This window comes from Aeromonas sp. 30P, assembly GCF_051919805.1.
GTDB lineage: Bacteria > Pseudomonadota > Gammaproteobacteria > Enterobacterales > Aeromonadaceae > Aeromonas > Aeromonas veronii.
In genome coordinates this window covers 4098380-4123481 of record NZ_JBQBEA010000001.1, presented here as the reverse complement: position 1 = coordinate 4123481, position 25102 = coordinate 4098380, and the positions used below count along the sequence as shown (strand labels likewise).

Annotated in this window: 23 protein-coding genes and 1 pseudogene; 17 read left to right on the top strand and 7 right to left on the bottom strand. The window is 59.3% G+C overall.

Translation table 11 applies throughout. The annotated features are described in order from the left end of the window. The first annotated feature begins 86 nt into the window (after positions 1 to 86). Positions 87 to 824: a substrate-binding periplasmic protein gene (locus ACTG2B_RS19460; RefSeq protein WP_439996691.1), complete on the top strand. Its 738-nt coding sequence runs from the start codon at positions 87 to 89 to the stop codon at positions 822 to 824. Positions 825 to 892: 68 nt separating this feature from the next. On the opposite strand, the gene ACTG2B_RS19455 is transcribed toward ACTG2B_RS19460, so the two are convergent. Together ACTG2B_RS19455 and ACTG2B_RS19450 are read right to left on the bottom strand one after the other, a co-directional pair. Further along, positions 893 to 1189, bottom strand: coding sequence for a hypothetical protein (locus ACTG2B_RS19455; RefSeq protein ID WP_005348860.1), 297 nt, complete (start codon positions 1187 to 1189; stop codon positions 893 to 895). A gap of 66 nt (positions 1190 to 1255) precedes the next feature. Then, positions 1256 to 1630, bottom strand: coding sequence for a YacL family protein (locus ACTG2B_RS19450; protein ID WP_031227767.1), 375 nt, complete (start codon positions 1628 to 1630; stop codon positions 1256 to 1258). A 209-nt stretch (positions 1631 to 1839) separates the two neighbouring features. Between ACTG2B_RS19450 and ACTG2B_RS19445 the strand changes: the two genes are divergently transcribed. The 3 genes from ACTG2B_RS19445 (at position 1840) to ACTG2B_RS19435 (ending at position 5479) form a co-directional block, all read left to right on the top strand. Next, positions 1840 to 2955, top strand: a complete 1116-nt coding sequence (locus tag ACTG2B_RS19445) for a sugar diacid recognition domain-containing protein (protein WP_439996690.1) — start codon at positions 1840 to 1842, stop codon at positions 2953 to 2955. Positions 2956 to 3073: 118 nt separating this feature from the next. Then, positions 3074 to 4336: a GntP family permease gene (locus ACTG2B_RS19440; protein ID WP_439996689.1), complete on the top strand. Its 1263-nt coding sequence runs from the start codon at positions 3074 to 3076 to the stop codon at positions 4334 to 4336. Positions 4337 to 4345: 9 nt separating this feature from the next. Further along, a complete protein-coding gene (locus tag ACTG2B_RS19435; protein WP_439996688.1) occupies positions 4346 to 5479 on the top strand; it encodes a glycerate kinase in 1134 nt (377 codons plus the stop codon). 122 nt (positions 5480 to 5601) lie between these two features. Here the strand turns inward: ACTG2B_RS19435 and ACTG2B_RS19430 are convergent, their stop codons facing one another. Further along, positions 5602 to 6081, bottom strand: coding sequence for a MarR family winged helix-turn-helix transcriptional regulator (locus ACTG2B_RS19430; RefSeq protein ID WP_429202417.1), 480 nt, complete (start codon positions 6079 to 6081; stop codon positions 5602 to 5604). 163 nt (positions 6082 to 6244) lie between these two features. Between ACTG2B_RS19430 and ACTG2B_RS19425 the strand changes: the two genes are divergently transcribed. Both ACTG2B_RS19425 and ACTG2B_RS19420 read left to right on the top strand, forming a co-directional pair. Continuing rightward, entirely contained in the window at positions 6245 to 6772 is a 528-nt protein-coding gene (locus ACTG2B_RS19425) for a hypothetical protein (protein ID WP_439996687.1), read from the top strand. A 9-nt stretch (positions 6773 to 6781) separates the two neighbouring features. Next, positions 6782 to 8380 (top strand): BCCT family transporter, encoded by a 1599-nt coding sequence (locus ACTG2B_RS19420; RefSeq protein ID WP_439996686.1) that lies wholly within the window; start codon positions 6782 to 6784, stop codon positions 8378 to 8380. Between the two features lie 118 nt (positions 8381 to 8498). On the opposite strand, the gene ACTG2B_RS19415 is transcribed toward ACTG2B_RS19420, so the two are convergent. Then, the gene (locus ACTG2B_RS19415; protein ID WP_439996685.1) at positions 8499 to 9737 is read right to left on the bottom strand and encodes a multifunctional CCA addition/repair protein; all 1239 of its coding nucleotides are present in this window, start codon (positions 9735 to 9737) and stop codon (positions 8499 to 8501) included. 237 nt (positions 9738 to 9974) lie between these two features. On the opposite strand from ACTG2B_RS19415, the gene mutY reads away from it, so the two are divergent. The 3 genes and pseudogenes from mutY (at position 9975) to mltC (ending at position 12527) form a co-directional block, all read left to right on the top strand. Continuing rightward, complete coding sequence (gene mutY / locus ACTG2B_RS19410; RefSeq protein WP_279459784.1) at positions 9975 to 11027, top strand: A/G-specific adenine glycosylase; 1053 nt, start codon at positions 9975 to 9977, stop codon at positions 11025 to 11027. Positions 11028 to 11035: 8 nt separating this feature from the next. Continuing rightward, a pseudogene (locus tag ACTG2B_RS19405) lies at positions 11036 to 11306 on the top strand (oxidative damage protection protein). 117 nt (positions 11307 to 11423) lie between these two features. Beyond that, positions 11424 to 12527, top strand: coding sequence for a membrane-bound lytic murein transglycosylase MltC (gene mltC, locus ACTG2B_RS19400; protein ID WP_199427754.1), 1104 nt, complete (start codon positions 11424 to 11426; stop codon positions 12525 to 12527). A gap of 85 nt (positions 12528 to 12612) precedes the next feature. On the opposite strand, the gene ACTG2B_RS19395 is transcribed toward mltC, so the two are convergent. Beyond that, positions 12613 to 12999, bottom strand: coding sequence for a YgiW/YdeI family stress tolerance OB fold protein (locus ACTG2B_RS19395; protein WP_005335826.1), 387 nt, complete (start codon positions 12997 to 12999; stop codon positions 12613 to 12615). A 254-nt stretch (positions 13000 to 13253) separates the two neighbouring features. Here ACTG2B_RS19395 and ACTG2B_RS19390 point away from each other — a divergent pair, with 254 nt between their 5' ends. Both ACTG2B_RS19390 and ompA read left to right on the top strand, forming a co-directional pair. Next, the gene (locus tag ACTG2B_RS19390; RefSeq protein ID WP_069526899.1) at positions 13254 to 14291 is read left to right on the top strand and encodes an SGNH/GDSL hydrolase family protein; all 1038 of its coding nucleotides are present in this window, start codon (positions 13254 to 13256) and stop codon (positions 14289 to 14291) included. A gap of 265 nt (positions 14292 to 14556) precedes the next feature. Continuing rightward, positions 14557 to 15594: a porin OmpA gene (gene ompA, locus ACTG2B_RS19385; protein WP_005363030.1), complete on the top strand. Its 1038-nt coding sequence runs from the start codon at positions 14557 to 14559 to the stop codon at positions 15592 to 15594. A 131-nt stretch (positions 15595 to 15725) separates the two neighbouring features. Here the strand turns inward: ompA and ACTG2B_RS19380 are convergent, their stop codons facing one another. Next, on the bottom strand, positions 15726 to 16748 hold the full coding sequence (locus ACTG2B_RS19380; protein WP_019445736.1) for a GGDEF domain-containing protein: 1023 nt from the start codon (positions 16746 to 16748) through the stop codon (positions 15726 to 15728). Between the two features lie 134 nt (positions 16749 to 16882). Here ACTG2B_RS19380 and rnr point away from each other — a divergent pair, with 134 nt between their 5' ends. The 4 genes from rnr to ACTG2B_RS19360 are packed head-to-tail and all read left to right on the top strand — an operon-like array spanning position 16883 to position 21109. After that, positions 16883 to 19276: a ribonuclease R gene (gene rnr / locus ACTG2B_RS19375; RefSeq protein WP_005354835.1), complete on the top strand. Its 2394-nt coding sequence runs from the start codon at positions 16883 to 16885 to the stop codon at positions 19274 to 19276. Then, complete coding sequence (gene rlmB / locus ACTG2B_RS19370; protein WP_069530024.1) at positions 19273 to 20022, top strand: 23S rRNA (guanosine(2251)-2'-O)-methyltransferase RlmB; 750 nt, start codon at positions 19273 to 19275, stop codon at positions 20020 to 20022. Before rnr ends, rlmB begins: the two co-directional genes overlap by 4 nt. Positions 20023 to 20024: 2 nt before the next feature. Further along, positions 20025 to 20597, top strand: coding sequence for a Crp/Fnr family transcriptional regulator (locus tag ACTG2B_RS19365; RefSeq protein ID WP_439996684.1), 573 nt, complete (start codon positions 20025 to 20027; stop codon positions 20595 to 20597). A 56-nt stretch (positions 20598 to 20653) separates the two neighbouring features. Next, a complete protein-coding gene (locus ACTG2B_RS19360) occupies positions 20654 to 21109 on the top strand; it encodes a GNAT family N-acetyltransferase (RefSeq protein ID WP_064341653.1) in 456 nt (151 codons plus the stop codon). Between the two features lie 72 nt (positions 21110 to 21181). Here ACTG2B_RS19360 and srmB read toward each other — a convergent pair whose 3' ends face one another. Further along, the gene (srmB, locus tag ACTG2B_RS19355) at positions 21182 to 22405 is read right to left on the bottom strand and encodes an ATP-dependent RNA helicase SrmB (protein WP_005335816.1); all 1224 of its coding nucleotides are present in this window, start codon (positions 22403 to 22405) and stop codon (positions 21182 to 21184) included. Between the two features lie 119 nt (positions 22406 to 22524). Here srmB and ACTG2B_RS19350 point away from each other — a divergent pair, with 119 nt between their 5' ends. Together ACTG2B_RS19350 and brnQ are read left to right on the top strand one after the other, a co-directional pair. Continuing rightward, a complete protein-coding gene (locus ACTG2B_RS19350) occupies positions 22525 to 23235 on the top strand; it encodes a tRNA1(Val) (adenine(37)-N6)-methyltransferase (RefSeq protein ID WP_213387725.1) in 711 nt (236 codons plus the stop codon). A gap of 191 nt (positions 23236 to 23426) precedes the next feature. Continuing rightward, the gene (gene brnQ, locus ACTG2B_RS19345; protein WP_005335813.1) at positions 23427 to 24731 is read left to right on the top strand and encodes a branched-chain amino acid transport system II carrier protein; all 1305 of its coding nucleotides are present in this window, start codon (positions 23427 to 23429) and stop codon (positions 24729 to 24731) included. Positions 24732 to 25102: the final 371 nt, after the last annotated feature.

Sequence of the window (25102 nt, the reverse complement as noted above, 5' to 3'; positions counted from 1 at the left end):
ACAAGTGGGCGTCAGCAGGACAACCGCGCAGGAGGTGGTCGGATCCCTTCTCTATACTCATCAACAGGGTAAAGGGAGAGCAGCTGATGAAGCACTGTCTGTGGTTGTTGTGTTGTTGGTGTGTCTGGCTGCAGGCCGCACCCTTGCTGCTGGTGACCGGTGAGTTCACCCCATATACCGGCAAGGCACTACCTGAAGGCGGCGAGAGCTCCCGGCTGGTGACGACCCTGCTGCAAGAGGCCGGGTATCGGGAGATCTGGGTCGACTACCTGCCCTGGCCCCGCGGCTATCAGTTGACCCGCAATGGGTTGGTCGCGGCCACCTTCCCCTACGCCTGGACTGCCGAGCGGGCCAAGCTCTTCCACTACAGCGCTCCCATTCATATAGATCGCCTATCCTGGTTCACCTATCGGGGGAGCGAGGCCATTCAGGCTGGCCGCTGGCAAGGGCTGCGAGTCTGCATTCCGCTGGGGTGGAGCACCAGCCATGCCGACGGGGTGATCAAGCGTTTCGGGCTGGATCTGCAGCGCCCCAAGACCCTGGCACAGTGTCTGCAACTGCTGGATCGCAAACGGATCGATCTGCTGCCGATGAACGAGACGGTGACCCGGGATGCCAGCCGCCAACTGTTTGGCGACCCATGCCATCTGCAGGCCTTGCCCCACTTTCGACAGAGCGACACCTTTTACCTGATCATTTCAAGGCAGTACCCGGAGGCCGCCAGCCTGCTTGAGCGCTTCAATCATGCGCTGGCTGCCGCCCGTGCCGATGGTCGCTATGACCAACTGGTCTCCCGAGCCGGAAAGGGGATCGATTGCCGTTGAGAGTGCACGGCCGGAAAACAAAAAGCCGGAGCAGTGGCTCCGGCTTTCTTTTATGCCTTCAGGGGCGATTAGCGGCCTGATTCTGCGATCACGCGGGCGATGATATCGGCGCGCTTGCCGGCTTCCAGTTCGCCCAGGGCGATCAGGCCAGCCTTGAAGATGACGTTCTTCGGCAAGCTGACGTCGTCCAGCGTGGCGATCGCTTCAACGTGCATGCCGTTCAGACGGCTGGCATCGCGCGGGCTCAGGTTGACCTGAGTGTTCATCACCTGCTTGCCTTTCTTCTTGGCAGGTGCAGCCGCTTTCTTGGTGGATTCCTGTTCTTCGTCTTCCGGCAGTTCGTCATCAAAATCGTAAATAGACATAGTCAATCCTGTTGAGTTAGGCAAAAGGGCACGTTTGCCCGACATAGTAATCCGACATTGGGTCAATCAGCCCATATCCTCGTTACGGATAAAGGCGCGCCAGGAGCCGAGCACCTGGGCAAAATCTTCCAGCCCGCACATGGCCAGCTGTTCATCATCGTAGTAGGCGAGATCGTCAAGATCCTCACCCAGCTCGATATTGAGGGCGTTGGCTTTCACCTCCGCCTCTTCATGGGTCAGCAGCAGGGAGTAGTCACCGCCGTTGAGCCGATATTCGACTCGGGTGCGGTTGGAGAGCTGATCAATGATGGAGAAGAGCTCGTCGAGCTTCTCCTCATCCTTGCCAACCTCGTCGATCAGCCACTGACCGATGGCTTCATGGCCCATGGAGAACCGGGCGCGATAGCCACCAAACGGGTCGCGGCGAAATTCATAATCCATAGCACAGTCCAGATCGGAGGGATGGGTCATCACGGGCAGGCGGGTGCAAGCACGCAATTCCTGCTCCATGGCGGGGCACACATCGGGTAAAGTGGCCTATTCTAGCGATCCCCCTCTCGCTTGTCTTGATGATGTGGCATCTTTGCGCCCATGTGCCCTGAATCGCCTCGTGGTGACGTAGCCAGATCAGCCCCTTGTCCGGAGATGTTATGCAGCTAAACGATAACCTTGCCAGCCAGATCGTCGCACGGGCGATGAAGATCCTGTCGTTCTCGGTCAACGTGATGGACGAACATGGCCTCATCATTGCGTCCGGCAATCCGGAGCGGATCCATCAGCGCCACGAAGGGGCCGTGCTGGCGCTCACCGAAAACCGGGTGGTGGAGATCAGCGAAGCGACTGCCTTGCAGCTCAAAGGGGTGCGACCCGGTATCAATTTGCCCATCTCCTATCAGGGGGAGCTGATCGGGGTGATCGGCATCTCCGGCGATCCGGAGGAAGTGCGTGCTTACGCCGAGCTGGTGCGAATGACCGCCGAGCTGATCCTGGAGCAGGCGGCGCTCACCGAGCAGTTGCAGTGGGACAAGCGCCACAAGGAGGAGCTGGTGTTGCAGCTCATTCGTGGCGAGGGACGAGTCGATCAATTGCAGCAGGCGGCCCGTTTTCTCGGGCTGGAGTTGGCCCAGCCTCGGGTGGTGGCCGTGCTGGCGCTGGAGGAGGCCGATCCGGCGCGTCTGCGAGAGCTGGTTCATCAGCTGGAAAATCCGGAGCGGGACAATCTGGTCGCCATCAACGGGCTCGACGAGATAGTGGTGCTCAAACCGGCACAATTGAGTTATGGCGTCTGGCAATCGGCGCAGGAGCGCAGCCGGATCAAGCAGTTGCTGGCCCGCATTCCCCACTTCAAGGTGCATATCGCGGTGGGCGATTACTTCGCCGGGATCGACGGGCTGGCGCGCTCTTACCAGACGGCGCGAGATACCCTGCGCCGTGGCATGCGGCAGGCGCCGCGCAAGCAGGTCTACTTCTTTGAGGACTACCGTTTGCCGGTGCTGCTGGGCAGTCTGGCGGACTCCTGGCAGGCGGATCAGCTGCGCACACCGCTGCAGAAACTGGCCCGGGAAGATGGCAAGGGAGCGCTGCAGAAGACCCTGCGCCACTATTTCTTGCAGGATTGTGATCTGCATCGCTGTGCCGAAGCCCTGTTCATTCACCCTAATACCCTGCGCTATCGGCTGGGGCGGATAGAGCAGATAACCGGGTTGAATTTCAACAAGTTAGACGACAAATTTTTGCTCTATCTCGGCCTTAATCTCGACTTATGATTGTAATATTAGACAAAAAACCACTTTTACTTGACGCGATTTTTGGCTATTCAGCCAAAGCGTTCTGATTGCAGATCTCCATAATGGCGGCCATTCACTCCCATTGAAGGTGTCCGTCATGATCCCGGTTACAGCCCTTGGCGCCATCGCGGCGCTCTCCATCGCCATCATCCTCATTTTGAAGAAGGTGCCGCCCGCTTACGGCATGATCGTGGGTGCCCTTGCCGGTGGCCTGATTGGCGGTGCCGATCTGACCCAGACCGTCGCCCTGATGATCGGCGGTGCCCAGGGGATCACCACTGCGGTGATGCGGATCCTGGCGGCCGGTGTACTGGCCGGCGTGCTGATCGAATCGGGCGCGGCCACCACCATCGCCGAAACCATCGTCAAGAAACTCGGTGAAACCCGCGCCTTGCTGGCGCTGGCGCTGGCAACTCTGATCCTGACTGCGGTCGGCGTGTTCGTTGACGTGGCCGTCATCACGGTCGCCCCCATCGCGCTGGCCATCGCCCGCCGTGCCGATCTCTCCAAGGCGGCCATCCTGCTGGCGATGATCGGCGGCGGCAAGGCGGGCAACGTCATGTCCCCCAATCCCAACGCCATTGCCGCGGCTGATGCCTTCCATCTGCCCCTCACCTCGGTCATGGCGGCGGGCATCATCCCGGGCCTGTTTGGTCTGGTGATGGCTTACTGGCTGGCCAAGCGGCTGAACAACAAGGGCAGCAAGGTCGCCGCCGACGAGGTAGTGAGCTTCGAGGGCACCAAACTGCCGGGCTTTGCCGCCGCCATCAGCGCGCCGCTGGTCGCCATCCTGCTGCTGGCCCTGCGGCCGGTCGCCGGTATCGTGGTGGATCCGCTGATTGCGCTGCCGCTTGGTGGTCTGGTCGGTGCCCTGATGATGGGTAAATTCAGCAAGGTGAACCAGTTTGCGGTCTCCGGTCTCGCCCGCATGGCGTCGGTCGCCATCATGCTGCTGGGTACCGGTACCCTGGCGGGCATTATCGCCAACTCAGGCCTGAAAGATGTGCTGATCAGCGGCCTGACCGCCTCCGGCCTGCCCTCTTACCTGCTGGCCCCCATCTCCGGTGCCCTGATGTCGCTGGCGACCGCCTCGACTACCGCCGGTACTGTGGTGGCCTCCAACGTATTCAGCTCCACCCTGATTGAACTGGGGATCAGCAGTTTGGCCGGAGCAGCCATGATCCATGCCGGTGCCACCGTGTTTGACCACATGCCCCACGGCTCCTTCTTCCACGCCACCGGTGGCAGCGTCCACATGGGGGTGGGTGAGCGCCTGAAACTTATCCCTTACGAAACCGCAGTCGGTCTGACCATTGCCACTGTCTCCACCCTGATGTTTGGCGTGTTTGGCCTCGCCTAAGGAATTGATATGAAAATTGTTATTGCCCCCGATTCATTCAAGGAGAGTCTGAGCGCCATGGCGGTGGCTGATGCCATCGAGGCCGGTTTCAAGCAGGTGCTGCCGAACGCCACCTACGTCAAATTGCCGATGGCCGATGGCGGTGAGGGCACGGTGCAATCGCTGGTGGATGCCACCGGTGGCCGCATCCTGCCGGTCGAAGTGACTGCGCCCCTTGGCAACAAGGTGCAGGGCTTCGTCGGTCTGCTGGGTGATGGCGAGCGTGCCGTCATCGAGATGGCCGCCGCTTCCGGCATCCATCTGGTGGCGCCCGAGCAGCGCAATCCGCTGCTCACCTCCAGCTTCGGTACCGGTGAGCTGATCCTGGCCGCGTTGGAGATGGGGGTGAAGCACCTGATCCTCGGTATCGGCGGCAGCGCCACCAATGACGGCGGTGCTGGCATGATCCAGGCGCTCGGTGGCAAGTTGCTCAAAGCCGATGGTTCAGCCATCGAGCTGGGTGGCGCAGGTCTCAGTGAGCTCGCGACCATCGATCTGAGCGGTCTGGATCCGCGTCTGGGTGAGCTGGTTATCGAGGTGGCGTGTGATGTGAACAACCCGCTGTGCGGCCCGAAAGGCGCCTCTGCGGTGTTTGGCCCGCAGAAGGGAGCGACCCCCGAGATGGTGGCGCAACTCGATGCCAACCTCTCCCGTTATGCCGACTGCATCGAACAGGCCCTTGGCAAGCAGGTGAAGGATATTCCGGGGGCGGGTGCCGCCGGTGGCATGGGTGCCGCGCTGGTTGGCCTGCTTGGCGCCGAGCTCAAGCCCGGCATCCAGATCGTGATTGAAGCCCTGAAGCTGGCCGATGAAGTGGCCGATGCGGATCTGGTTATCACCGGCGAAGGGCGCATCGACAGCCAGACCATCCATGGCAAGACGCCAATAGGTGTCGCACGTTGCGCCAAGCAGTTCGGCAAGCCGGTGATCGGCATCTCCGGTTGCCTAACCGACGATTGCGGTGTGGTACACGATCACGGGCTGGACGCGGTATTCGCCGTGGTCAACCGCGCCATGTCTCTGCCGGAGGCGCTGGAGAGCGCCAGCACCAATATTCAACTCACTGCGCGCAACGTAGCAGCGCTCTATCGGTTGCCCCGCTGATATTTGGGTCGATGCCTGTTATCCGGGCATCGACCATCCCTTGCCCTATGCGGGCCTTGCTCAACTCATGAGAAATCCGGTTGCCCTTAGCATTTTGCGCCGACCCATCGAGGTCGGCTTTTTTATGCCTGCTCTTCGGTGAGGAGTCTGACGCTCAGCACCGGGGCGGCATCGATTTCGTCTGCATTCATCATGGCGGAGATGCGTTGCAGGGAGGAGAGCAGCAGGGTCTGCTCCCACGCTTCCAGCGCCTGAAAACGTTGGATGAAGCGCTCTTGCAGCGGGGTCGGGGCCTCAGCCAGCAGGGCGCGGCCTGCGTCAGTCAGTGTCGCGTGAACCTTGCGTTTGTCGGTATTGCTGCGAACGCGCTGCACCAGTTGGCGGCTCTCCAATCGGTCCATGATGGTGGTGGCGGTGGCCTGGCTCATGTTGGTGTGATCGGCCAGCTGACGCATGGAGATCTGTCCCAGCTCGTCGATCCCTTTGAGCAGCAAGAGTTGCGGGGAGGTGAGCCCGGCTTCTTTGATCAAGCGCCTGGAGTGCATGTCGATGGCACGAATAATCTGGCGCAGGGCGACCAGCACTTCATCATGTTTTTCCATGGGGTGTGCGTCATTGGAGGGCAATGGAGAGGCGCAAAATTTTCCGCCTAATTCGTCACAAGGTCAATATTGTTTTTGTTGTAATAATTTCTGCTCTAACTAATTTTGTGTTAGGTTGACGGGCATTTCACGGAATTCACCCTGACATTTGAGGAGCGAAATGATGAATGACGAGCTGGATATCAAGTCTCTGGTGGCCGAGTTACGTGTGGTCAGAGTGCGCTATGAACTGCCAGATACCTCGGCTTTTGTGCGCTATCAGCCTGCCTATGATGAAGACCCCAACAACCTCAAGGTACACCACTATGATGGTGAGTTACCCCTCTCTTGCAGTGAGACAGATACTTTCAACCTAAAGGAGTTGGTGAATGAATTACGCTATGCCTATGTGCTGGTGCACCTCTTTCCTGACGAAAGTGCCATGAACTTCTATCTGACCGGCCTAGATACCGGCCTGGCCCAGCTGGAGTTCATCGGTGGCTCTTACGACTTCAACCGCCTCTGGATCACCAGCGGTATCTCCAATCTGGGCGTCCCCATGGCCATCTTCCTTGGCAAGCGTCACGCCGTGAATGGCCAGCCCTCGGTTTCGCTGGTGGATCACCGCGAACAGGCGGCTGGCAAACTGGTCTATCGCGCCATCGGCGGTGCCGGTGATCATGTGGGCGAAGACTTTTTCAACAACGACTAAGGAGGCTGGATGCGAGCAAGCAAAGGGCTATTGAAAGGCCTCAACCCCACCATGGCCATGACGGCCCTCACCGTGATCACCCTGTTTTTGCTGTTTGGCGTATTTGTTCCCGATACCGCGGCCGCCTGGTTTGTCGGTGCCAAGGATCAGATTATTGCCGGGTTCAAGTGGTACTACATTCTGGTGGTCGCCCTGTTCCTGTTCTTCGCTGTCTACCTGATGTTCAGCCGTTTTGGCAGCATCCGGCTGGGTGACGACGACCAGGTACCGGAGTTCGGCTACTTCGCCTGGTTCTCCATGCTCTTTAGCGCAGGCATGGGTATCGGTCTGGTGTTCTGGAGCATCGCCGAGCCGATGAACCATCTGCAGGGCAATCCGTTCATTACCGAAGGGATGACCCCGGAAGCGGCCCAGATCGCCATGCGCCTCACCTTTTTCCATTGGGGCCTGCACCCCTGGGCCATCTATGTGATCGTCGGCCTGTCACTGGCCTTTTTCAGCTACCGGCGCAAGTTGCCGCTGGCGATCCGCTCTGTGCTTTACCCCATCCTTGGCGAGCGGATCTACGGCTTCTGGGGCCATGCGGCCGATGTGCTGGCCGTGTTCGGCACCGTCTTCGGGGTGGCGACTTCCCTTGGACTGGGTGTCTCCCAGATGAATACCGGCCTCAACCAGATGTTCGGTATGGACGTATCGCAGTCCAACCAGCTCTGGCTGATTGGCGGCATCAGCCTGATCGCCACCCTCTCGGCGGTCTCCGGGGTCGGGCGCGGAGTGAAGATTCTCTCCGAGCTCAATATCTGGCTGAGCGTGTTCGTGCTCGCACTCTTTCTGGTGCTGGGGCCGACCACCTATATCCTCAACGCCTATGTGCAGAACATCGGTGATTACCTGCAGAACATCGTCAAACTGAGCTTCTGGACCAACACCGAGGCCAACGGCACCTCGGCCTGGCAGTCGAGCTGGACGGCGTTTTACTGGGGCTGGTGGATTGCCTGGGCGCCGTTTGTCGGCATGTTTATCGCCCGTATCTCCAAGGGGCGTACTATCCGCGAGTTTGTGCTCGGTGTGCTGTTGGTACCCTCGCTGCTCGGCATGTTCTGGCTCACCGTGTTTGGCGGTACGGCGATGAATCTGGAGCTGTTCGGTGGTGGTGGCGTGGTCGCTGCGGTCAATCAGGATGTGACGCTGGCGCTCTACAAGACGGTCGAGCTGCTGCATTGGGATACCTTCGGCTGGATCGCCAAGGCCGTGCTGACCCTGCTCATCTGCACCTACTTCATCACCTCCAGTGATTCGGGCACGCTGGTCATCACCACACAGCTCTCCATCGGTGATCAGGAGCCGCCGGTACTGCACCGCGCCGTATGGGGTCTGGGGCAGGGGTTGGTTGCGGCCATCCTGCTGGTTTCCGGCGGCCTGGCGGCCTTGCAGGCGGCCAGCATCATAGCGGCACTGCCGTTCTCGGTGATCATGCTGGCGATGTGCTATTCGCTGATGCTGGGGCTCAAGCAGGAGAACCAGCGCCAGTTCGAATATCGCCAGAATCTCAAGCGCCACGATGGCTCATCCCATATGAGCCTGATGGAGCGAATTGGTCCGGCATAACGGCACCAGCAGGGGTTGGCGCCCCCTCACATATCAATCTGGATGCAAAACGGCCGCCCTGGCGATGTTCTCCTTGCGGAGCTCATCATCAGGGCGGCCGTCTGTTATGGGGCCGAGGTTACTCCTCGATAAAGGTCCACTCATCCTTGATGCGGCTGATGGCATCGGTGCGCTTTTTGGCGAGCTGCTCCTTGATCTCTTCCCTTTTGAAACCGGCCGCCACTATCTCTTTCACCGGCACCGCCTGGGCGGCAGCCAGCGCTTCGGCCACATAGTCCGGCTCGGCGTAGACCCGCTCCTCGAAACCGGTGCGGCCATGGAAGTCGGCGCGGCAGGCATCCAGCAGCTGGGCAAAGCGCTCGGGGCGGCGCCAGGCATCGGCCTTGTCGAACACCTTGAGCAGGGTGGCTGGCTTGAGCTCAAAGGCGATATGGATGTGGGTATGCAGATCGCTCACCAGCAGCGCCAGATCCCGGCACTCATTGGGAACCCGGAAGCGCTCGCACAGTGCGCGAATAAGCGGCAGCCCCTTCTGGCCGTGACCGTGATGGCTTGGCCAGAACTCCTGGGGGGTCACTCCCTTGCCAAGGTCGTGGCAGAGGGCGGCAAAGCGGACGGTCAATTCCGGGGAGATCCGGCACGCCTGCTCCAGCACCATCAGGGTGTGGATGCCGGTGTCGATCTCCGGGTGCCACTTGGCCGGGGCGGGGACGCCGAACAGAGCGTCGATTTCGGGGAAGAGTGCCTTGAGGCGCGCGCACTGGCGCAGCACCTCGATAAAGATCTGCGGGGTCGGCCCCAGCAGCACCTTCTCCAGCTCCTTCCAGACTCGCTCCGGCGTGAGGTGGGCCAGCTCGCCAGCGGCCGTCATCTCGCTCATCAGTGCGAGGGTCTCCGGCGCTATGGTAAAGCCCTGAGCGTGGAAGCGGGCGGCGAAGCGGGCGACCCGCAAGATGCGCAGCGGATCTTCGGCAAAGGCGGGGGAGACGTGGCGCAGCAGCCGCTTTTCCAAATCCTCGATGCCACCGTAGGGATCGTGGAGCTGGCCCTGATCATCCTCGGCGATGGCGTTGATGGTGAGATCCCGGCGCAGCAGATCCTGCTCCAGCGTCACATCGGGGGCGGCGTGGCAGACAAAGCCGGTGTAGCCCTGACCCTGTTTGCGTTCGGTACGGGCGAGGGCATACTCCTGCTGGGTTTTGGGGTGAAGAAACACTGGAAAGTCGCGACCGACCTGGGTAAAACCCAGCGCCAGCATCTGTTCCACGGTGGCACCGACCACCAGATGATCCCTGTCGCCCTGCGGCAATCCCAGCAGGCGATCCCGCACTGCGCCCCCAACCAGATAAGTCTGCAAACCGTCTCTCCCGTCATCAATCGTGGGGCCGAGTATATCGTCTTTGTTACCGCTTTGCTGCCTGACCACCGCCTGCCCGCAGTGCCAGTCAGCGCGGCTTTGACTTGGGCGTGACGAGGCCTTACGCTGCCGCACCAGACAGCTGGCGCTGTGCTGCGGGATGACTTTATGCCCGCGCAGGCCAGATGAGCCGAAGGAACCGCAGAGTTCCCCATATATCAACGACATGAGAACAACGTGAATCAATCAACCTTCGCAAGCCGGGTTCTGGAGTGGTACGAGCTTCATGGCCGCAAAACCCTGCCCTGGCAGCAGGAGAAGACCCCTTACCGGGTCTGGGTCTCGGAGATCATGCTGCAGCAGACCCAGGTCGCCACAGTCATCCCCTATTACCAGCGTTTTATGGCGCGCTTCCCCGATGTAGTGGCGCTGGCCGATGCCCCTGTCGACGAGGTGCTGCACCACTGGACCGGGCTTGGCTACTACGCCCGGGCCCGCAACCTGCACAAGGCGGCCCAGCAGATCCGCGATCACCACCACGGTCTCTTTCCCGAGAGTTTTGACGAGGTGATGGCGCTGCCGGGCATTGGTCGCTCAACCGCCGGGGCCGTGCTGTCGCTCTCTCTGGGTCAGCCCCACGCCATCCTTGATGGCAACGTGAAGCGGGTACTCACCCGCTGGCTGGCGCTGCCGGGCTGGCCCGGCCAAAAACAGGTGGAGAACGAGCTGTGGGAGATCGCCATCCGGCTCACTCCCAAGCTGGGTGTGGCGCAATACAATCAGGCGATGATGGATATCGGGGCAACGATCTGCACCCGCAGCAAGCCTGCCTGTGAACGTTGCCCGGTGCGGGCCGATTGCCAAGGGCTGTCGCAAGGCAACCCGACTGCCTATCCCAACAGCAAGCCGAAGAAGAGCATTCCGGCCCGCGATGGCGTCATGTTGCTGATCCGTCACGGCGATGAGCTGCTGCTGGAGAAGCGGCCGCCACAGGGGATCTGGGGCGGGCTCTACTGCTTCCCGCAGGTGGCCTCGCTGGCGGAGGTGGATGGTCTGCTGGCATCCCTCGGCCTGAGCCATCACGGTTATCGGGAACTGGCCGGTTTTCGCCATACCTTCAGCCACTTCCATCTCGATATTCAGCCGCTGCTGATTGACATTGATGAGGCGCAGCCGCTGCGGCTCATGGAAGCAGATAACCGACTCTGGTATAACTTACGCCATCCTGCCGAGGTGGGGCTGGCGGCCGCCACGGCCCGTCTCCTCGCCTATCCAGAGTTACAACCATAGAGGTCAACATGAGCCGTACTGTATTTTGCCAACGCCTGAAAAAAGAGGGCCCGGGTCTGGATTTCCAACTCTATCCCGGTGAGCTCGGCAAGCGGATTTTTGAACATCAGCAAGGAAGCCTGGGCCGAGTGGCAGAAGAAGCAGGTGATGCTGATCAACGAGAAAAAGCTCAACATGATGAATCTTGAGCATCGCCAACTGCTGGAAAAAGAGATGGTCAGCTACCTGTTTGATGCAGGTGAAGTGCAGATCGAAGGTTACACCCCGCCTGCCCAGTAAGCTCTCCGGCTGTTGTACGTGTGAACAGGTGCGGGAATGGCGCCACACTGGCGTGACCGCTCCTGAAGTCGCAGCAAATGAATGATGGGCAGCTCTGCTGCCCGGTTTGAGGATCCTATGGGCCGATTTTTTTGGCTGCTGTGCACCCTGCTGTTTCTCTCTGCCTGCTCATCCTCCCCCAAGCCCAGCGGGAGTGAGGATGACGATCTGGTCAACGGCAAGGACATCCGCGGTTTTGAACACATGATCAGCGCGCTCTCCCATAACGTGAACGAGATATGGGGGCGGGAGGCGCTGTTTGCGGGCAAGTTTGACTACGTCAAATACACGGATCAGTACAAGAGCCGGGCCCACATCGACTTCTCCAGCGGTCACATCATGGTGGAGACGGTCTCGGGCATCGATCCCCGCGCTCACCTGCGTCGCGCCATCATCGAGACCCTGCTGACGCCGGACGATCCGGCCGAAGTGGATCTTTACTCCGACCGGGAAATTCTGACCGGCGGCGAGCCCTTCCTCTACGGTCAGGTGCTGGACAATCAGCGCCAGCCAATCCGCGCCTCCTGGCGCGCCGAGCGTTATGCCGATTACCTGCTCAACACGGCGATGAAGAAGCGCACTCTGGGTATTCGCACCATCTTCTTCGTCGATATACCCATGGTGGCCAACCATGAAGACCGACGGGGCTACAAGTATGCGGGGATCATCCGGGAAGCGTCGCGCAAATACGGCGTGCCGGAGAGCCTGATCTATGCGGTGATCAAGACCGAGAGCAGCTTCAACCCCTATGCGGTGAGCCATGCCAACGCTTATGGCCTGATGCAGGTGATCCCGGCTACCGCCGGTCGTGACGTCTATGTTCGGGTCAAGGGCAAGAACGGCCAGCCGACCCGGGAGGAGCTGTTCAACCCGGCCTACAACATCGATGTCGGTACCGCCTATCTGCACCTGTTGCAGACCGTCTATCTGGCGGATATTCAGGATCCGCGCTCCCGTCGCTATGCGGTGATCTCCGCCTATAACGGTGGCGCTGGCGGGGTGCTCAATACCTTCTCCAGCGATCGCAAGGCGGCGCCGGGCCGGATCAACCGGCTCTCCCCCGAGGCGGTCTATCAGGTGTTGACCGAGCAACATCCCAAAGAGGAGGCGCGCCGTTACCTCTACAAGGTCAATCAGGCCGAGAAGGGGTTCAAGAGAGCCTTTTCCAGTCGGGCCGGTTAAGCGGTGACGCTGGGTTAACCATGCAAAAGGGCGCTTGATATCAAGCGCCCTTTTAACGTCTGGCCAGTTCGTCGTTGAAGTGGCCTTATTTGGCGATAAAGCCGCCCTTGGTCTGCGGGGCCGCGCCCACTTTCTCTAGGGTTTTCACTTCCACTTCGGTTTTGTTCCAGCTGTGGTCCACTTCACCACGGATGCGGATCTGATCATCCGGGCCCACTTCGGTGCCACGCCACACATCCTGATCCACTTCGACCTCCACTTCACCGCTGGCATCGCGGAACAGATAGTTCTCGCCGCCCAGGTGCTTGACCAGTTTCCCTTCCAAGGTGGCCCAGCTGTCATCGGCCAGATCTTTCAGCTGAGCAACGGAAACCTTGTTCTGCTCTTGCGGGCCTGTGTAGGCCGCCATGGCAAAAGAGGAGACAGACATCAGGGTCAACAGTCCGATTACGCTTGCGCTTGCCTTGTTCATTTCATACTCCTGTCGTTGGTATGAGGGCATTGTGCCGGGGGGGGCGTGAAACAAGCGTGAAAGAAATAGGCTGGTGTGATTGTCTGTTTTGTGAGCGCAAGCGATTTCATCGGTGGCGGAACATGTGTGATTTCATCTGGAACTGTAATCTGTCGCCTTCACCAGAAGTCAGTGGCAGCAGACTCTTCCCATGCCTGTCGCCACTCGAGGAGAAGTCCGCAGGTCTCACCTGCTTAATCGAAGAGCATAACAATATGAAAAAATGGCTTGTTTGTTTATTGGGGTTAATGGCATTGACCGCGCAAGCGGCAGAGGGACGCCAACCTTTTTCCCGGGTCGTGATGTTTGGTGACAGCCTCTCCGACACCGGCAAGATGTACAAGAAGATGCGGGGGTATCTCCCCTCCAGCCCACCTTACTTCAACGGGCGCTTCAGCAACGGCCCGGTGTGGCTGGAGCAGTTGGGTGACGAGCGTTTCCCCGGTCTGGTCGTGGCCAACGAGGCGGAAGGCGGTGCAACCGCGGTGGCCTATAACCATCTGGGCGCCCTGAACGGCTGGCTCGGTTTCTGGTCCTGGGATCCCAAATATCAGGTGATCAACAACCTCGATTACGAGATCGATCAGTTCCTGAAAAAGGACAAGTTCCGCCCCGATGATCTGGTGGTGATCTGGGTCGGTGCCAATGACTATCTGGCTTATGGCTGGAACACCGAGCGGGATGCGGATCGGGTGATCGATACCATCCGGCTGGCATCCAACCGGTTGGTGCTCAACGGCGCGCAGCAGATCCTGCTGTTCAATATTCCTGATCTGGGGCAGACCCCGTCAGCCCGCAGCATGAAGGTGGTGGAGAAGGTGCGCCATGTGGCCAGTTACCACAACCAGAAGTTGCAGAACCTCACTCGAGAGCTGGCTCCCCTTGGCATCGTGAAGCTGTTCGAAGTGGACAAGCAGTTTGATGAGATGATGCGCGATCCTCAGCAGTTCGGGCTGAGTGACACAGAACACGCCTGCTACGGTGGTGGCTATACATGGAAGCCGTTCTCCGGCAGCGCCGCCGAGGTGGCTGCGACCCCGGCTTTGAGTGTCTCCGAAAGAGTGGCTATTGCCGGTAACCCGATCCTGGCGCAGGCGGTGGTGAGCGGGCAGGCAAAAGGGCGAGCAGCGACTCTCAACTGCGATGAGCATATGTTCTGGGATCAGGTGCATCCGACCAAGACGGTGCACAAGGTATTGAGCCAGCGTGTTGCTGACTTTATCGATCAGCACTACGAGTTTGTTCGTCACTGATATCGCTTCGGGCCAGCATCTTGCTGGCCTTTTTTCCCTTTCAGCCCTCATCTGTGCGTCTTTTTGCGTCACATTCAGTTCAAATAACAAACGTTTGTTGCTGTTTTTGTAACGTGGTTGCGTTAGAGTGTTTTTTGTTAATTGATATCAGTGACTTGAAAATAGGCTAACGTTGATATGCTGCGATCGCTTTTGGGTGGTTGCACCTATAAGACGAGGTGATATCAATCAACCTCCTCCTACATAAAGTTGCAGAGGCTCAAACATGAAAAAATCATTGATTACCTTGCTGGTTACCGGCTTGCTGGCGGCCAATGCCCAGGCTGCCGGTCAAGACAACACCTGGTATGGCGGTGCCAAACTGGGTTGGTCCAACTTCTACGGCATTGATGAAAGCAATGCCCTGACCCTTGGCAATGAGACCAACGATGCCTTGGGTGCAGGCGTGTTTGGCGGTTATCAGATCAACCAGAATCTGGGGCTGGAGCTGGGTTACGACTATCTGGGCAATTACAAATACGATGCCACTACGGCGGCAGGCGCTTTCAGTGATGAAGTAAAAGCACAGCTGGCTCAACTGACCCTGAAACTGGGTTTCCCGGTTACCGATAATCTGGATCTGTATGGTCGTGTCGGTGGCGGTTATGGCTGGGCTGATACCAAGAGCGATGTCTACAAAGATGACAGCCGCTTTGTCATGGTCGGTGCACTGGGTGCCGAGTATGCGTTCAATCTCGACTGGGCCGCTCGCCTGGAGTACCAGTACACCACCCCGTATGGCAGCCGCGATGATACCGGTCTGAGAATGGATAACGGCCTGCTCTCGCTGGCTGCGGTTTATCGCTTTGGTCAGGTTGCCCCTGTGGCGCCCGCCCCGGCTCCGGAACCTGCTCCTGCACCTGTGATGGTTGAGAAGCAGTTCACCCTGAGCTCCGATGTGCTGTTTGACTTCAACAAGGCGACTCTCAAGCCAGAGGCCAGTCAGGCATTGGATAGCCTCTATAGCCAGATTGAAGAAGCACGACCCAAAGATGGCGTGGCAACCGTAATTGGTCACACCGACCGTATCGGTTCTGATGCCTACAACCAGAAGCTCTCCGAACAGCGTGCCCAGACCGTTGCCAACTATCTGGTTGGTAAAGGGATCCCGGCCGCCAAGATCAATGTGGAAGGGCGTGGTAAATCTTCACCGGTTACCGGCGACAGCTGCGTCAGCAAGTCCAAGCGTGAGCTGATCGTCTGTCTGGCTCCGGATCGTCGTGTTGATGTGAAAGTCGAAGGTGTCAGCGAGGTGCAGGAGTAATCCTTCACACTGAGCAGAGTTCCACTGGGGCTGGAATGAACAGCCCCTGTCGGAGCAAGAGAGACCAAAAAGCCAGTCAGTTGATCTGACTGGCTTTTTACATTGGCATTGCGGTCGGGCAGGGGACTAAATCAGGAAGGGAGCGGCATCACCCGGTTGCGTCCCAGCTCCTTGGCCTTGTAGAGCAGCTTGTCGGTACGTTCGACCAGACAGTCTGCGCTCTCCTGACCGTTGAACTCGCCCACGCCAAACGAGGCTGTGATGTGGTCGATGCGGCGGCCCGATTTGCGATCCAGAATCGACATCCGCTCGATGGCGCGGCGCATGCTCTCCGCCATCTGTCTGGCCAACGCCAGCGAGCGATGGGGGACCAGCATAGCGAACTCCTCCCCACCCAGCCGATAGGCGGTGACCCCCTCCTTGCAGGCATCGCGCAGCCGTTTGCTGAAGGCGCGCAGTACCTGATCGCCGAGCAGGTGCCCATATTCGTCGTTGAAGTTCTTGAAGCGATCGATATCGGCGAGGATCAGCGAGAAGGGGTGCTGGCTGCGGATCAATCCTTCCAGCTCCAGATCGAAGGCGCGGCGGTTGAGCAGGTTGGTGAGGGCATCCTCGTTGGCCAGTTTGCGTGTCTCGTTGAGCGCGGCCCGCAGCTCCTTGATCTCTTTCTCCGCATTGCTGAGCTGGTTGCGAAAGTGCATGGTGGACATGCGCACATCCCGCGATTCGCGCACCAGCTCTCGCAGGATCCCCATGGTGTCTTCCAGGCTGAAGCCCTCGTCATCAATGCGGCTGAGCTTGTCAAAACTCTTGTCGAGCATCTCCTGAAACATGCCGGTATCGGAGATGGCGTCCTGCATGGAGTGGCCGAGCTCGTTGGCCATGGCGGCGAGGCTCAGTTTCATCGCCTCCATCTGCTTCTCATCCTGAGCGGCCAGATACTGGTGATAGAGTCGCTCGCAGGTGGTGAGCGAGCAGGTTCCCTGCATTTTGACTGCCTGATCGATCGCCTGGTTGAGCTCGGGCATGCTGGCCGAGACATAGTTGTACCACAGGTGGTAATTGTCCGGCGTCGTGGGGATCTGGTACTTGATCATCAAGGGGACCGCCTGTTTGAGATAGGCGGCGGATTGGGCAAATGTGTCCTTACTCATGAGTTCTGTGTCTCATCATGCCAGCGAACTGAAGATAGTATGACAGAGAGATTGGCCAAAAGGCAGCCGATGGATGCCATTCGCCCCCCCCTCCGATATAATGGCACCGTTACCACCTACCCTAAGGCCTGCTTATGTCTCAAAAAGATCCTTTCCTCGAACGCGAGGCCGAAAAATACGATAACCCCATCGCCAGTCGCGAGTTGATCCTGGAACTCATCAAGGGCCATGAAAAGCCCATGTCCCGTGAAGAGTTGGCCAAGGTCCTCAAGCTGAAAGATGAAGAGCCGTTGGAAGCCTTGCGTCGTCGTCTGCGCGCCATGGAGCGTGATGGACAACTGGTATTCACTCGCAACCAATGTTATGCCCTGCCGGATCGCCTGAATCTGGTCAAAGGTTATGTAATCGGCCACAAGGATGGTTTCGGTTTTCTGCGTCCGGAAGGTGGTGGTCCGGATCTGTATCTGAACAACCGAGAGATGCAACGCCTGATGCATGGCGATTACGTGCTGGTTCAGCCGACCGAGATCGACCGCAAGGGTCGTCAGGAAGCGCGTCTGGTGCGCCTGCTCAAGTCCCGTGAGGCAGACATTGTCGGCCGTTACTTCGTCGAGAATGGCGTTGGTTTCGTGGTGCCGGATGACAGCCGTATCGGCCAGGACATCATCATCCCGGAAGGGGAAAACAAAGGGGCTCGCCAGAGCCAGGTCGTGGTTGTGCGCATCAATCAGCGCGCCACCTCCCGCATCAATGCCGTCGGCACCGTACTGGAAGTGCTGGGCGAGAATATGGCGCCGGGCATGGAGATCGAAATTGCCCTGCGTACCCACGGTATCCCGCACACCTGGCCGGAAGAGGTGACCAAAGAGGTTGCCGGTCTCGGCGAGCAGGTGCCGGAGAAAGCCAAAGAGGGCCGCATCGATCTGCGCGCTCTGCCACTGGTGACCATCGACGGGGAAGATGCCCGTGACTTCGATGACGCCGTCTTCTGTGAAGCCAAGCGTGGTGGCGGCTGGCGCCTGTGGGTGGCCATTGCTGACGTCTCCGCTTACGTGAAGCCCGGCACGGCGCTGGATGCCGAAGCGTATCAGCGCGGCAACTCCGTCTACTTCCCCGAGTTCGTGGTGCCCATGCTGCCGGAGGTGCTCTCCAACGGCTTGTGTTCCCTGAACCCGCAAGTTGACCGTCTCTGCATGGTGTGCGAGATGACCATCTCGGCCGCTGGCCGCATGTCCGGCTACAAGTTCTACGAAGCGGTAATGAACTCTCACGCCCGTCTCACCTACACCAAGGTGGCGGCGATCCTCGATGGCGATCCCAAGCTGCGCCAGCAGTATGATCCGCTGGTGGGCCATATCGAGGAGCTGAACAATCTCTACAAGGCGCTCAAGCATGCCCGCCATCAGCGCGGTGCGGTGGAGTTCGAGAGCGAGGAGACCCGCTTCATCTTCAACGCCCAGCGCAAGATCGACCGCATCGTGCCACTGGTGCGCAACGATGCCCACAAGATCATCGAAGAGTGCATGATCCAGGCGAACGTGGCTGCTGCTCGTTATATCGAGAAGAACGAAGCCTTTGCCCTGTTCCGGGTGCACGACCGTCCAGGCGAAGAACGTCTGACCGGTTTCCGTGACTTCCTGGCCGAACTGGGTCTGGAGCTCAAAGGCGGCCTCGAGCCCGAGCCGAAAGACTTTGCCGAGCTGGCTGCCAAGTTTGAAGGGCGCCCGGATGCGGAGCTGCTCTCCACCATGCTGCTGCGCTCCATGCGTCAGGCCATCTATCAGGCCGACAACATCGGTCACTTCGGTCTGGCGTTGAAGTCCTACGCGCACTTCACCTCGCCAATCCGTCGCTACCCCGACCTAATCCTGCACCGGGCGATCAAGTATCAGACCGCCAAGGAGCAGCAGGGCAATCTGCGCCACAAGTGGACCCCGAGCGGTGGTTATCACTACCAGCTGGAGGAAGTGGACCCGATGGGCGAGCACTGCTCCATGACCGAGCGCCGTGCCGACGATGCGACCCGCGACGTGGCCGACTGGCTCAAGTGCGAGTACATGCTGGATCACGTGGGTGACGAGTTTGACGGCGTTATCGCCAGCGTCACCGGCTTTGGCTTCTTCGTGCGTCTGGCGGAGATCCACATCGACGGTCTGGTGCACGTCAGCACCCTCACCAACGACTACTACCAGTTTGATCCCCTGCACATGCAGCTGATTGGCGAGAACTTCCGCCGTCGCTACCGTCTGGGTGACAAGGTGCGGGTCAAGGTGATGGGCGTGAATCTGGATGATCGCAAGATCGACTTCGTGATGGTGGAAGAGCCGCTCAAGGCCACCGGCAAGAACGCCAAAGAGATGGCGCGCAAGCAGGCCGAGATCAAGAAAGAGAAGGCCAAGAGCGCCCAGCGCCACGAAAAACGTAAAGAGGGCAAGGATCACGGCAAATCCGACAAGGGTGGCCGCGCCAAACCCAGCAACAGACGACCGAGCAAAAAGGCTCGCGATAAGGCCAAGAGCACTAAATGAGTACTGAACTGATCTACGGCATTCACGCTGTCACCGCGCTGCTGGAGCGCACCCCGGAGCGTTTCATCGAGGTATGGGCGCTGAAAGGGCGGGATGACGACCGGCTGCAACCCCTGCTGACCGAGCTGGAATCCCTCGGTCTCAAGGTGCAGAGCGTGAACCGCAAGACCCTTGATGACAAAGCGGAAGGCAACAATCACCAGGGCATCATGGCCCGGGTGAAAGAGGCGCCGAAGCTCGCCGAGCACGATCTGGCCAGCCTGCTGGATGAGTTGGCGGCACAACAGAACCAGCCCTTCCTGCTGGTGCTGGATGGCGTTACTGACCCGCACAACCTCGGCGCCTGCCTGCGCAGCGCCGATGCTGCCGGGGCTCATGCTGTCATCGTGCCGCGGGACAAGGCCACGGGTCTCACCCCGATCGTGCGCAAGGTTGCCTGTGGCGCGGCCGAAGTGGTGCCGCTCATTCAGGTCACCAACCTGGCCCGCACCCTGCGCGAATTGCAGGAGCGCGGCGTCTGGATTGTCGGCACCGCTGGCGAGGCCGATCACGACCTCTATCAGGCCAAACTGACCGGCCCGATGGCGCTGGTGATGGGTGCCGAAGGTAAAGGTATGCGTCGCCTGACCCGCGAACATTGCGACGAGCTGGTGAGCATCCCGATGGCAGGGGCGGTATCCAGCCTCAACGTCTCGGTGGCAACCGGCGTTTGCCTGTTTGAAGCCGTGCGTCAGCGTCGCGGTTAATCATGTTGACTGACAGACCCCCCTTCGATTGGGCGCTGGTCGCAGATAAAGAGGAGGCCGCGCGCCTCCTCTCTTTTGCCCGCCCGCTGACCCTCAGCCCGAAAAGCTGCCTCTGGCACGCCGGCGACAGCCCGGACCTCCTGGTCAGGGTGGAGCAGGGGCTGCTGCGGGCCAAGCTGGTGCTGGAGGATGGCCGCGAGTACATCAAGGAGTTCTACTGGGAGGGGGACGAGTTTCTCGACTTTCACCACCTGCTCAGTGGCGAGCCGGCCCGCTACAGCGTGGAGGCGCTGGAACCCTGCCGTTTGCAGCTGTTCAGTCTGGCTGACCTGCGCCAGCTGCCTGGCTGGCCGCACTGGTACCAGCACCTGCTGGAGGTGCAGCTGCGCATCAAGGAGGAGAAGGAGCAGTTGCTGCTGACCGGCAGCCCGCAGGCGCGCTATCAGCACTTTCTGGACAGCTTTCCCGCGCTTGATGCCAGAGTGCCGGATCACCAGATCGCCGTCTATCTCGGTATCACTCCCATCAGTCTGAGCCGCATTCGCAAACGGCTGAAAGAACTTAACAAAGGTTAATGCAGGGCGCTGGCGCCACTATTATGCTGGCAGGCCGAACTGATAAGGAGTTGCCGATGAACTGGATCCTGAAACCCTGGTCTGAACTGACCACTGACGAGTTGTATGAGTTGCTGGCGCTGCGGGCCGAGGTGTTCGTGGTGGAGCAGACCTGCCCCTTTCAGGATCTGGACGGGCTGGATCGCCGCGATGGGGTCTGGCACCTGCTCGGCTATCAGGGCGACCAGCTTGCTGCTTACGCGCGGATTATGGCGCCCGGCATCGGCGATGAGAGCGGCGCCGCCATCGGCCGGGTGGTGACCTCACCCAAGGCGCGTGGCGGCGGTCTCGGTCATAAGCTGATCGGCGAGGCGGTCAAGGCGTGCGAGGCGCGCTGGCCGACCCACAGCATCTGGCTGGGGGCGCAGGCCCATCTGCAGGGCTTCTATGGCCAACACGGTTTTGTGGCGGAAGGGGAAGGCTATCTCGAAGATGATATCCCCCATATGGGAATGCGCAGAGTGGTGGCATAACCACTCGTCAGAGTGATTCAGAATGCAGAAGGGCCATCCCGCGGGATGGCCCTTCTCTTTATCGCTCAGCGATCACTTCTTCTTTTTCTTCTTGGCGGACTTCTTCTTGTCGACCGGCTTTTTCTTCTTCACCGGTACCCGCGCTTCCTTGTGTTTCGGGCGCAGCTCGTCGATCACCCGGCGCTTGAGGCGCTCCTCGGTGTAGCGTTCGATCTTGGCGACCATCGCCATGTCGTGGGCTTCCACCAGGCTGATGGCACAGCCACGGTTGCCAGCGCGGCCGGTACGGCCAATACGGTGGACGTAAACGTCTGCGCCGTAGGGCATGTCGTAGTTGATGACATGGCTGACGTTCGGCAGGTCGATGCCGCGGGCGGCGACGTCGGTGGCGATCAGGAAGGGTACTTCCCCTTCGTGGAACTTGCGGATCGACTCGATACGCTTGCTCTGCTCCATCTCGCCACGGATCCAGGCGCAGGAGATACCTGCAGCCTGCAGCTGGCCGGAGAGCTCCGCCAGACGCTCGCGGGTCTTGACGAAGATGATGGCTTTCTGGGTTTCCGGATCTTTCAGGATATGGGTCAGCAGCGCCAGCTTGTGGGCGGCGTCATCAGCCAGATGGATCCACTGGGTAATGGGGCGACGTTCGCTGCGGGGCGGCTCGGCGTGCAGCTCCACCGGATCCTTGAGGATCTCGTTGGCGAACTTCTCAAGGCCTGCCCCTTCCAGGGTGGCGGAGAAGAGCATGGTGTGCTTGCGGTAGCGCGCCTCTTCCACGATGCGGTTCACATCCTTGATAAAGCCCATGTCCAGCATGCGGTCCGCTTCATCCAGCACCAGCACTTCGATGTCGTGGCTCTCGAACTCCTCTTTCTCGATGTATTCGAGCAGACGGCCCGGGGTGGCCACCACGATGTCGGTGGTTTTGGTCAGGGCAGGCAGCTGCTCTTCATGGCTGACGCCGCCGATGATGGTCTCGATGCTGAGGTTGGTGTGAGCCGCCAGCGCCTTGGCGTGGGCGGTCACCTGCAGCGCCAGCTCGCGGGTCGGGGTCAGGATCAGCATGCGGCAGGGGCCCGGCTTGCGGCGCGGGAAGTCCAGCAGGTGCTGGAGTGCCGGCAGCAGGAAGGAGGCAGTCTTGCCGGTACCGGTCGGAGCGGATGCCAGAATATCGCGGCCGTCCAGGGCTGGCTCCAGCACCATCTGCTGGATGGTGGTGGGGCGGGTGAATCCCATCTCGGCCAAGGCCCGGTTGAGGGCTGGGTGCAGGTCGAAATCATCAAAGGACTGGCTCATGGCAATACTCGGTCATTAAGGAAACGGCAGATTATAGGCGATTATCTCGTCGGCTCCTATTGGTGAGTGTGTCTTAGCCGCTATAATCGCCCACCATTTTTGCAGATGACGGGGGCCAGATGGGACGTAGTCGCGGATTTACCTTCAAACAGTTCCATATCAATCACGATCGCTGCGCCATGAAGGTGGGCACCGATGGCATTTTGCTCGGTGCCTGGGCGCCGGTCGAACAGGCGCGTCGAGTGCTCGATATCGGCACCGGCAGCGGCCTGATCGCCCTGATGCTGGCCCAGCGCAGCAGATCTGACTGCCGTCTTGATGCGGTCGAGCTGGATATTAATGCGGCCAGTCAGGCGCGGGAGAATGCGGCTGCTTCTCCCTGGGCCGATCGGGTGACCGTCATAGAGAGTGCCATTCAGGATTATCAGGCCGACCCTTACGATCTTGTCGTCTCCAATCCTCCCTATTTCGTGGCAGGCCAGTCATTTAGCGATCCGGCGCGGGCGTTGGCCCGCCATACCGGTGCCCTCGACAGCCACGCATTACTGGCGGCCTGCGATCGTTTGCTGAGCCCGAACGGGCAGGTGGCGCTGGTGCTGCCGACGGCGATGGCCGATGAAATTTTATGCATTTCGGCGAATTATGATCTGCATGGCATTTGTTATACAGCTGTTATCACCAGAGAGGGTAAAGAGGCAAATCGTGTTTTATTGCTACTTGGCAGAGGATTAAACAGGTGTGAGAGGGGCGAAATTGTGATCCATTCTGCTGATGGGGCCTATTCCGACAGATATATCCAACTGACCAACCCCTTCTATTTGAAGATGTAAATTTCGTCTTGAACTATTTTTTCACGCCATTATGCTGGTTCCAGATCGAGCGCCCGCTCCAGACCAGCTAAAACCACTGGTTGCGATGAAAAAACATGCGGGGCTCTTTTTTTATACCCCCTGAACACACCCGGTCAGCGACCGATAAAAACTATAACAAGCAATAATTTACAAGACAGACGAGGTTGAACTTGACGAAATCACTCACATTGTCCGATGTACTCGGATTAGGGTTTATGACCTTCGCCTTCTATCTGGGCGCCGGTAACATCATTTTCCCGCCGTTGGCCGGTTACATGGCTGGTGAGCACCTCTCCCTGGCGATGTTTGGCTTCCTGGTCACTGCCGTGGGCCTGCCTCTGGTGACCATTCTGGCCGTGGCGAAAGCCGGTAACGGCTGGGCTGGCATGACCAAGCTGCTGCCTGCCGGTGTTGCGACTGCGCTGGCCGTTGCCATCTATATCATCATAGGCCCGGCCTTTGCCGCGCCCCGTACCGGTCTGGTTGCCTACGAGATGGGCCTCAAGCCGTTCATCGGTGATATGGGGCAAGCGGGTCTGGCTGCCTATACCGTGATCTTCTTTGGTGTGGCCATTCTGGTCTCCATGAACCAGGGCAAGCTGATGGACGCCATCGGCAAATACCTGACTCCGGTACTGATGCTGCTGCTGCTGACTCTGGCGATCGGGGTATTTGTTGCGCCGCAAGGCTCCATGCCTGATGCGTCCGGTGACTATCAGAACAGCCCCTTCGTCAAAGGGATCCTGGAAGGCTACAACACCATGGACACCCTGGCGTCCCTAATGTTTGGCGCCCTGATCGTCGATCTACTGCGCCAGAAAGGCATCAACGATTACAAGAGCCAGTTCAAGTATCTGGCCATTGCCGGCCTCATCTCTGCCGTTGGTCTGAGCGTGGTGTACGTCTCCCTGTTCCAGCTGGGTAACACTGCAGCCGGTGTGGCGACCGATGTCAGCAATGGTGGCGCCATCGTCAACGCTTACGTACTTAGCCTGTTTGGTCAGCCGGGTCAGTTCATTCTGGCGGCCATCATCACTCTGGCTTGCTTCACCACTGCCGTGGGCCTGATCTCTGCCTGCTCTGATTTCTTCCACAATCTGACCGGCATGGCTTACAAGAAGCTGGTGGTGTTGCTGGGCGTTATCTGTGCCGTGGTGGCCAACGTGGGCCTGAGCCAGTTGATCAGCCTCTCCATTCCTGTGCTGGTTGCCATCTATCCGGTTGCCGTGGCGCTGGTGCTGGTCACCTTCCTGAAAGGTTACTTCGGCCGTCCCCGTCTGGTGTTCCGTGGCGTGTTGATGGTTGCCTTCCTGTTCGGTTGCCTGGATGGTCTGGGTGCTGCCGGTATGAAGATGGATGCGTTTGCCTTCCTGCCGCTGTTCGACAAGGGCCTCGCCTGGCTGATGCCGACCCTGCTGGCCTGCGTAGTTGGCGTGATGGTGCGTCCGACCGAGATGGCTGCCGAAGCGGCCTGATCACACCCGATCTGATAGTGCCAAGAGCCTGCCCCGTGCAGGCTCTTTTATTTTCTGTGAGCCTCGCTTCTCGCCTCGCTTTGCACTGCCGTAATTGTCACTGTACACAGATTGCATCTGAGCAGCCGTATTTTGCCGCTATAACCGGTTTCCCTCTTCTTGCCTCCCATACGCCAGGTGTGACACCTGTTTATGGAGCGCGAAGTTGTTCGGTGATTAATTCTGCAGCGGTAAATTGTTTCAAGATATTAATTGGTGATTGAGATCGAACTCCTCTTCTTTATGCTAATGGTGGTGCGCCTCATCCGGTCAGCGGGCCGTGTGGGGGCGAGAGGTATTGTTACCGGTTATTTGCCAGGCAGTGGGTGCAA

What these genes read in the sequence shown, in the direction of transcription:
- ACTG2B_RS19460 (WP_439996691.1), top strand. Translation starts at nt 87, where the DNA reads ATGAAGCACTGTCTGTGGTTGTTGTGTTGTTGGTGTGTCTGGCTGCAG.
- ACTG2B_RS19455 (WP_005348860.1), bottom strand. Translation starts at nt 1,189, where the DNA reads ATGTCTATTTACGATTTTGATGACGAACTGCCGGAAGACGAAGAACAG.
- ACTG2B_RS19450 (WP_031227767.1), bottom strand. Translation starts at nt 1,630, where the DNA reads ATGGATTATGAATTTCGCCGCGACCCGTTTGGTGGCTATCGCGCCCGG.
- ACTG2B_RS19445 (WP_439996690.1), top strand. Translation starts at nt 1,840, where the DNA reads ATGCAGCTAAACGATAACCTTGCCAGCCAGATCGTCGCACGGGCGATG.
- ACTG2B_RS19440 (WP_439996689.1), top strand. Translation starts at nt 3,074, where the DNA reads ATGATCCCGGTTACAGCCCTTGGCGCCATCGCGGCGCTCTCCATCGCC.
- ACTG2B_RS19435 (WP_439996688.1), top strand. Translation starts at nt 4,346, where the DNA reads ATGAAAATTGTTATTGCCCCCGATTCATTCAAGGAGAGTCTGAGCGCC.
- ACTG2B_RS19430 (WP_429202417.1), bottom strand. Translation starts at nt 6,081, where the DNA reads ATGGAAAAACATGATGAAGTGCTGGTCGCCCTGCGCCAGATTATTCGT.
- ACTG2B_RS19425 (WP_439996687.1), top strand. Translation starts at nt 6,245, where the DNA reads ATGAATGACGAGCTGGATATCAAGTCTCTGGTGGCCGAGTTACGTGTG.
- ACTG2B_RS19420 (WP_439996686.1), top strand. Translation starts at nt 6,782, where the DNA reads ATGCGAGCAAGCAAAGGGCTATTGAAAGGCCTCAACCCCACCATGGCC.
- mltC (WP_199427754.1), top strand. Translation starts at nt 11,424, where the DNA reads ATGGGCCGATTTTTTTGGCTGCTGTGCACCCTGCTGTTTCTCTCTGCC.
- ACTG2B_RS19395 (WP_005335826.1), bottom strand. Translation starts at nt 12,999, where the DNA reads ATGAACAAGGCAAGCGCAAGCGTAATCGGACTGTTGACCCTGATGTCT.
- ACTG2B_RS19390 (WP_069526899.1), top strand. Translation starts at nt 13,254, where the DNA reads ATGAAAAAATGGCTTGTTTGTTTATTGGGGTTAATGGCATTGACCGCG.
- ompA (WP_005363030.1), top strand. Translation starts at nt 14,557, where the DNA reads ATGAAAAAATCATTGATTACCTTGCTGGTTACCGGCTTGCTGGCGGCC.
- ACTG2B_RS19380 (WP_019445736.1), bottom strand. Translation starts at nt 16,748, where the DNA reads ATGAGTAAGGACACATTTGCCCAATCCGCCGCCTATCTCAAACAGGCG.
- rnr (WP_005354835.1), top strand. Translation starts at nt 16,883, where the DNA reads ATGTCTCAAAAAGATCCTTTCCTCGAACGCGAGGCCGAAAAATACGAT.
- rlmB (WP_069530024.1), top strand. Translation starts at nt 19,273, where the DNA reads ATGAGTACTGAACTGATCTACGGCATTCACGCTGTCACCGCGCTGCTG.
- ACTG2B_RS19365 (WP_439996684.1), top strand. Translation starts at nt 20,025, where the DNA reads ATGTTGACTGACAGACCCCCCTTCGATTGGGCGCTGGTCGCAGATAAA.
- ACTG2B_RS19360 (WP_064341653.1), top strand. Translation starts at nt 20,654, where the DNA reads ATGAACTGGATCCTGAAACCCTGGTCTGAACTGACCACTGACGAGTTG.
- srmB (WP_005335816.1), bottom strand. Translation starts at nt 22,405, where the DNA reads ATGAGCCAGTCCTTTGATGATTTCGACCTGCACCCAGCCCTCAACCGG.
- ACTG2B_RS19350 (WP_213387725.1), top strand. Translation starts at nt 22,525, where the DNA reads ATGGGACGTAGTCGCGGATTTACCTTCAAACAGTTCCATATCAATCAC.